The organism is Streptomyces coryli (assembly GCF_011044975.1).
In the GTDB taxonomy this organism is placed as follows: domain Bacteria; phylum Actinomycetota; class Actinomycetes; order Streptomycetales; family Streptomycetaceae; genus Streptomyces; species Streptomyces coryli.
The window spans coordinates 21,586-27,798 of record NZ_JAAKZV010000097.1 but is presented as its reverse complement, the minus strand read 5'-3'; the positions used below and the strand labels follow the sequence as shown (position 1 = coordinate 27,798).

Genomic DNA, 6,213 nt, shown 5'->3' with positions numbered 1-6,213 from the left:
GCCGCGGGGTCGTCACCGCCCACGGTGGGTGGCGGGGGCAGCATCATCCGGCTGGTGCGGTTCAGCTCCGGGTGCTGGGCCTGGGCCACGGCCTGGCTGGGCAGCACGCTGGTGCGGTCGCCGGAGGTGTCGTGCCCGTCGTCCGCTACGGCGATGGCCTGCGGGGGTATGGCGTCCAGCTGGGCGTTGCTCATCGCGGAACGGGCGGCGCGGGTCTTCGACAGCAGTTCCACGGCGTCCTCGGGGCGCCGCTCCGGCTCGCGGGCGGCGGCGGCGAGGACCAGGCCGTCGAGTTCGGGGGCCAGGTCAGGGACGAGCTCGGACGGGAGCCCGACCTCCTCGTGGAGGTGCTGGTAGAGGACCTGGGCGGGGGATTCGCCGGCGTGCGGCTTGGCGCCGGTGAGCATCTCGTAGAGCAGCACGCCGCAGGCGTAGACGTCGACGCGGGGGGTGGCGATGCCCTGCTCGATCTGCTCGGGGGCGAGGTAGGAGACGGTGCCGAGGACCGAGCCCGTGGAGGAGGTGGTGTGCGTGTTCACGGCCCTGACCAGGCCGAAGTCGGCGACCTTGACGCGGCCGTCGTCGCCGATGAGGACGTTCTCCGGCTTCATGTCGCGGTGCACGAGTCCGGCGCGGTGGGCGGCGCCGAGGGCGGCCAGCACCGGCTCCAGGATGTCCAGGGCGGCTCGCGGCTGCAGCGCGCCGCGCTCGCGGAGCACGTCGCGGAGGGTGCAGCCGGCCACGTATTCCATCGCCAGATAGACGTAGGTGCCGTCGGTGCCCTGGTCGTAGACGCCCACCACATTCGGGTGGGCGAGGGCGGCGACGGACTTGGCCTCCCGGATGAAGCGGTCGACGAACGAGCCGTCGGCGGCGAGGGCCGGGTGCATCACCTTCAGCGCCAGTACGCGGTCGAGGCGGGTGTCGACGGCCCGGTAGACCGTGGCCATGCCGCCGACGGCGATGCGCGCGTCGACGCGATAGCGGCCGTCCAGCGTGCGGCCGACCAGCGGGTCCTGCAGGGTCGTATCCACGGGTCGGATTCTACGTCCCATACGACCGGGTCCAGGCACGGTCGGCGCAGGTAGGTGCGGTGTGGGTGCGGTTCTGCAGCGGAACGGTGACAGGCGGGCCGCCTTACGACAGGGACTGCGCGACCTCGGAGATCTCCGCCAGGGCCGCGTCCCAGTCGCGCGGACTGCGCTCGGTCTCCCGCAGCAGCACCCGGGTACCCCCGGGACCGATCTGCAACGTGAACCCGACGAGACCGCTGCCGGACCGGAAGGCGAAGGTACGCATCGGCTCCTCCACCTCCACAGTGAGCTCCCCGGCCCCGTACCAGCGCTGCCGGTGCGCGGGGTCGGTGAGCGTGGCCCACACGTTCTGGACCGGGACGTTTACGAAGATCTCGTGCTCGGTGGCTGTCACATCGTCACGCTAGGTGGCCGTCCGTGCGGGCGCCACGAAGGCGGGCCGTTCGGGGTCCAGCCGGGCCGTGCCCTCCGCTGGGGACGAGGCCTCGGCGTAGTGGCGGCGGGGGATGCGGCCGGCGCGGTGGGCGAGGCGGCCGGCTTCGACTGCGTGGCGCATGGCGTCGGCCATCAGGACCGGTTCCTTGGCGCGGGTGACTGCCGAGGCGAGCATGACGGCGGCGCAGCCCAGTTCCATGGCGAAGGCGGCGTCGGAGGCGGTGCCGGCGCCCGCATCGAGGATCACCGGGACCGTGGCGCGCTCGGTGATCAGCTGGAAGTTGTGCGGGTTGCGGATGCCCAGGCCGGACCCGATGGGGGAGCCGAGCGGCATGATCGCGGCGCAGCCCGCGTCCTCGAGCTTGCGGGCCAGGACGGGGTCGTCGTTCGTGTACGGCAGCACCGTGAAGCCGTCGTCGACGAGGGTCTCGGCGGCGTCGAGCAGCTCGACCGGATCGGGGAGAAGGGTGTGCTCGTCGGCGATCACCTCCAGCTTCACCCAGTCGGTGCCGAGCGCCTCGCGGGCGAGGCGGGCGGTGAGGACCGCCTCCCCTGCGGTGTAGCAGCCGGCCGTGTTCGGCAGGACGCGGATGCCGTGCTTGTCGAGCACGGACAGCACGGAGCCCTGCACACCGGGGTCGAGCCGGCGCATCGCGACGGTGGTCAGCTCCGTACCGGAGGCGAGCAGGGCGCGCTCCAGGATGTCGAGGCTGGGGGCGCCGCCGGTGCCCATGATGAGCCGGGAGGTGAAGGTCGTATCGGAGATGGTGAGGACGTCGTCTGCCATGTCGCTGCTCAGCCTCCCTGGACTGCGGTGAGGACCTCGACGCGGTCGCCGTCGGTGAGGGGGGTGGTGGGCCACTGGCCGCGGGGGATCACGGCCTCGTTGAGCGCGGCGGCCACCCCCTTGGGGGCCTGGGTGAGGGTCTCGACGAGGCGGTCGAGGGTGGTGTCGGCGGGGAGTTCGCGGGGTTCGCCGTTCACCGAGATGCGGGTCGTGCGGGTCATGTCCTGATCAGCTCCTTGTCGAACCGCCGCGCGGAGAAGGGCCGGGCTTCCGGCGGGAGTTCGCCGTCGGTGAGGGCCTCGGTCATGGCGTCGGCGGTGACCGGCGTGAGCAGGACGCCGTTGCGGCCGTGGCCGGTGGCGTGGTGCAGGCCCGGGAGGGCGGTGGGGCCCAGCAGGGGGCCGTTGTCGGGGGTTACGGGGCGCAGGCCCGCGCTCGTCTCCGCCAGCGGCAGCTCGGTCAGGCCCGGCACCAGGGCGTGGGCGTCGCGGAGCAGCTCGTAGACGCCGCCGGCGGTGACGGTGGTGTCGAAGCCGAGCTCCTCGGTGGTCGCGCCGATGACGAGCTCGCCGTCCGCGCGGGGGACGAGATAGACGTGCGAGCCACGGACCATCGCGCGGACGGTGCGGGAGAGGAAGGCGCCGTGCCGCGCGTCGGGCATGTGCAGCCGGAGGACCTGGCCCTTCACCGGCCGTACCGGCGGGCGGACTTCGTCCGGCAGGCCGGGGAGGGCGGCGCTGCGGCTGCCGGCGGCCAGGACTGTACGGGCAGAGGAGACGGTGGTGCCGTCGTCGAGTACGGCGCCGGTGGCGCGGTCGCGGCCGGTGGTGAGGCGGGCGGCGTGCTGCCGGTGGAAGACCACCCCGGCCCGCTCGCAGGCGGTGAGCAGCGCGGTGACCAGGCGGCGGGGGTCGATCTGGTGGTCGCCGTCGACGCGCAGGCCGCCGCGGACGCCGGGCGCGAGCATCGGCTCCAGGCGGCGGCATTCGCGGCCTTGCAGCCACTGCGAGTCGAGGCCCAGCCGCACCTGGAAATCGTGGAGTTCGCGCAGGTGGGCGCGGTCGTCGGCGTCGAGGGCGACCGCGAGGGTGCCGCAGGGGCGGTAGCCGAGGTGGTGGCCGGTGGCGTCGTGGAGTTCGGCGGCGAAGGCCGCGTAGCGGCGGGCCGAGGCGAGGTTGAGGGCGAGCAGATCCTGCTCGCCGTAGTGGAGTTCGGTGACGGCGGCGAGCATGCCGGCGGCGACGTTGGCCGCGCCGTGCCGGGCGGGCGCGGGGTCGGCCAGGGCCGTCCGCAGGCCGCGCCCGGCCGCCCGCCAGGCGGTGGCGAGACCGATGATGCCGCCGCCGATCACGAGGACGTCGGGGTTCCTATGGGGTTGCGTATGCACGGGCTTCCAGCCCCTCCCTTCGCCGGCATGACCCGGATCAGGTTCGTACGGTCGGGGGCCGACAGCCCCCCTCTCAGCCCGGTACGTCCGGGCTCCCGCGATGGCGCTCTGCAGCGCCCAGGGTAGCGCGGTGCGTCCTGTGGGTCTGCCGGGCCCACCGCTAAGGTGATCGCGTGAGCCATCGAACAAAGGCGCAGCGCTGCGTCATCGTCGGTGCGGGAATGGCCGGCGTGCAGACGGCCGTCGCGCTGCGTGAGGAGGGCTGGGCCGGGCCGATCACGCTCATCGGCGCCGAGCCTCATCAGCCGTACGACCGCCCCCCGCTGTCCAAGGCGGTGCTCCTCGGCAAGGCTGAGGACTCCGCGCTCGACGTCGACTTCGGCGGGCTGGGGATCGAGCTGCGGCTCGGCGTCCACGTCGCCGGGCTCGACACCGCCGCGAAGGAGCTGCGGACCGAGGGCGGGCCTGTCCCGTACGACACCCTGGTCATCGCCACCGGCGCGGAACCCGTCCAGCTGCCGGGGGTTGAGGGCGTCCCCGGCGTCCATCTGCTGCGCACGCTCGACGACGCCGGGCGGCTGCGGCCTGTGCTCGCCGCCAAGCACGACATCGTGGTGGTGGGGGCCGGGTGGATCGGGGCCGAGTTCGCCACCGCGGCGCGGGAGGCCGGGTGTCGCGTCACCGTGGTCGAGGCCGCCGACCGGCCGCTGGCCGGGGCGCTGCCCGCCGAGGTCGCCGGGCCGATGACGCGCTGGTACGCCGACAGCGGGGCCACGCTGCTGACCGGGGCCCGGGTAGAGAGCGTCGCCGCGGGCGCTGTGCAGCTTGAAGACGGCCGGCGGATTCCCGCGGATGCCGTCGTCGTCGGCATCGGGGCCAGGCCCGCGACCGGGTGGCTGGCCGGGTCCGGCGTCGAGCTCGGTCCTGACGGTGCCGTGGTCGCCGACGACCGGCTGCGGGCCTCGGCGCCCGATGTGTACGCGGTCGGGGACTGCGCGTCCTTTCCGTCCGCCCGGTACGGCGAGCGGCTGCTGATTCACCACTGGGACAACGCGCTGCAGGGGCCGCGCACCGTCGCCGGCAATGTCATCGCCGACTGCTGCGCGGATCCGACGGGCGTCGCGTACGACCCGGTGCCGTATTTCTGGTCCGAGCAGTTCGGCCGGTTCGTGCAGTACGCGGGGCATCACGGCGCCGCCGATGAGCTGGTGTGGCGCGGGGACCCGCAGGCGGCCGCCTGGTCGGTGTGCTGGCTGCGCGACGGGGTGCTGGTCGCGCTGCTCGCCGTGGGGCGGCCGCGGGACCTCGCGCAGGGGCGGCGGCTGATCGAGAAGGGGGCGCGGATCGACGCCGGGAAGGCCGCGGACCCGGGGACGCCGCTGAAGGCCGCGCTCGCCGGGTGACCCCCCAATGGCGGCGCCCCATTCCGGACGTCGGTCCGGGATGGCAGGCTTGTCCATGTGACCGAGATTGACGCAAGAATCGATGCTCTCGTGCCTACCTGGCTCACCCTCCCCGACATCGCCGAGATGCTCGACGTCGAAGTGACCCGGGTGCGGCAGCTGGTCAAGGAGGGCCAGCTCATCGCCGTCCGGCGCGGTGAGAACCGCGTGCTGATGGTGCCGGCCGAGTTCATCGGTGAAGAGAAGATCATCAAGGGGCTCGTGGGCACGCTGACGCTCCTGCGGGACGACGGCTTCACGGATGAAGAGGCGCTGGAGTGGCTCTTCACCGAGGACCCGACCCTGCCCGGCACCCCGGTGCAGGCCCTGCGGGAGAACCGCGGCACGGAGGTGAAGCGCAGGGCTCAGGCGCTGGCTGTGTAGGGTCACGGCTGGTAAATCGACAGGCGGGCGTACGGGTCCGTGGGGCCCGTACGCCCGTATCGAGGGGGAGGACGCTCGTGGACGCACGGCTGTATCTGTGCACCGACGCCAGGAAGGCGCAGGGGGACCTGAGTGAGTTCCTCGACGCGGTGCTGGCCGGTGGCGTGGATGCCGTGCAGCTGCGGGACAAGTCCCTGGAGGCGCGCGAGGAGCTGGAGCTGCTCGGCGTGTTCGCCGATGCCTGCCGGCGGCACGGGAAGCTGCTGTCCGTGAATGACCGGGCCGATGTGGCGCATGCCATCGGCGCCGATGTGCTGCATCTCGGGCAGGGGGATCTGCCGGTTCCGTATGCCCGGGCCATCCTCGGCGACGACGTCCTGGTGGGGCGGTCGACGCATGATGAGGCGCAGGTGGCGGCTGCGGCTGCCGAGCCCGCGGTGGACTACTTCTGCGTCGGGCCCTGCTGGCCCACGCCCACCAAGCCGGGGCGGCACGCTCCCGGGCTGCCGCTGGTGCGGTATGCGGCTTCGCTGGAGACCGAGCGGCCGTGGTTCGCCATCGGCGGGATCGATCTCGGGAATCTTGATCAGGTGCTCGACGCCGGGGCGCGGCGGGTGGTGGTCGTACGGGCCATTACCGAGGCCGATGATCCGGGTGCCGCGGCGGCGGAGTTCGCCAAGCGGCTGCGGTCTCATTAATCGGGCATATCGGCTCGACTGTTGGGACTGACGGTGACCGGCGGTT

General features: G+C 73.0%; 8 protein-coding genes and 1 riboswitch. Of the genes, 3 read left to right on the top strand and 5 right to left on the bottom strand.

Features of this window, described 5'->3' with window-relative positions:
- The 5 genes from G5C51_RS21560 to thiO form a co-directional block, all read right to left on the bottom strand.
- A partial coding sequence (locus G5C51_RS21560) for a protein kinase domain-containing protein (RefSeq protein ID WP_165239787.1) occupies positions 1-1,034 on the bottom strand: 1,034 nt, incomplete at its 3' end.
- Between the two features lie 103 nt (positions 1,035-1,137).
- Positions 1,138-1,428 (bottom strand): SRPBCC family protein, encoded by a 291-nt coding sequence (locus tag G5C51_RS21555; RefSeq protein ID WP_165239786.1) that lies wholly within the window; start codon positions 1,426-1,428, stop codon positions 1,138-1,140.
- Positions 1,429-1,437: 9 nt separating this feature from the next.
- On the bottom strand, positions 1,438-2,256 hold the full coding sequence (locus G5C51_RS21550; RefSeq protein ID WP_165239785.1) for a thiazole synthase: 819 nt from the start codon (positions 2,254-2,256) through the stop codon (positions 1,438-1,440).
- Positions 2,257-2,264: 8 nt separating this feature from the next.
- The gene (gene thiS, locus G5C51_RS21545) at positions 2,265-2,477 is read right to left on the bottom strand and encodes a sulfur carrier protein ThiS (RefSeq protein ID WP_165239784.1); all 213 of its coding nucleotides are present in this window, start codon (positions 2,475-2,477) and stop codon (positions 2,265-2,267) included.
- Positions 2,474-3,643, bottom strand: a complete 1,170-nt coding sequence (gene thiO / locus G5C51_RS21540) for a glycine oxidase ThiO (protein ID WP_165239783.1) — start codon at positions 3,641-3,643, stop codon at positions 2,474-2,476. Before thiO ends, thiS begins: the two co-directional genes overlap by 4 nt.
- A riboswitch (TPP riboswitch) is annotated at positions 3,641-3,752 on the bottom strand. It overlaps the preceding gene by 3 nt.
- Positions 3,753-3,816: 64 nt before the next feature.
- On the opposite strand from thiO, the gene G5C51_RS21535 reads away from it, so the two are divergent.
- From G5C51_RS21535 to thiE, 3 genes are all read left to right on the top strand, one after another.
- Complete coding sequence (locus G5C51_RS21535; RefSeq protein ID WP_165239782.1) at positions 3,817-5,046, top strand: FAD-dependent oxidoreductase; 1,230 nt, start codon at positions 3,817-3,819, stop codon at positions 5,044-5,046.
- Between the two features lie 57 nt (positions 5,047-5,103).
- Positions 5,104-5,469, top strand: coding sequence for an Rv2175c family DNA-binding protein (locus tag G5C51_RS21530; protein WP_165239781.1), 366 nt, complete (start codon positions 5,104-5,106; stop codon positions 5,467-5,469).
- Between the two features lie 77 nt (positions 5,470-5,546).
- Positions 5,547-6,167, top strand: coding sequence for a thiamine phosphate synthase (gene thiE / locus G5C51_RS21525; RefSeq protein WP_338118245.1), 621 nt, complete (start codon positions 5,547-5,549; stop codon positions 6,165-6,167).
- The last annotated feature ends 46 nt before the right edge of the window (positions 6,168-6,213 follow it).

What these genes read in the sequence shown, in the direction of transcription:
- G5C51_RS21550 (WP_165239785.1), bottom strand. Translation starts at nt 2,256, where the DNA reads ATGGCAGACGACGTCCTCACCATCTCCGATACGACCTTCACCTCCCGG.
- thiS (WP_165239784.1), bottom strand. Translation starts at nt 2,477, where the DNA reads ATGACCCGCACGACCCGCATCTCGGTGAACGGCGAACCCCGCGAACTC.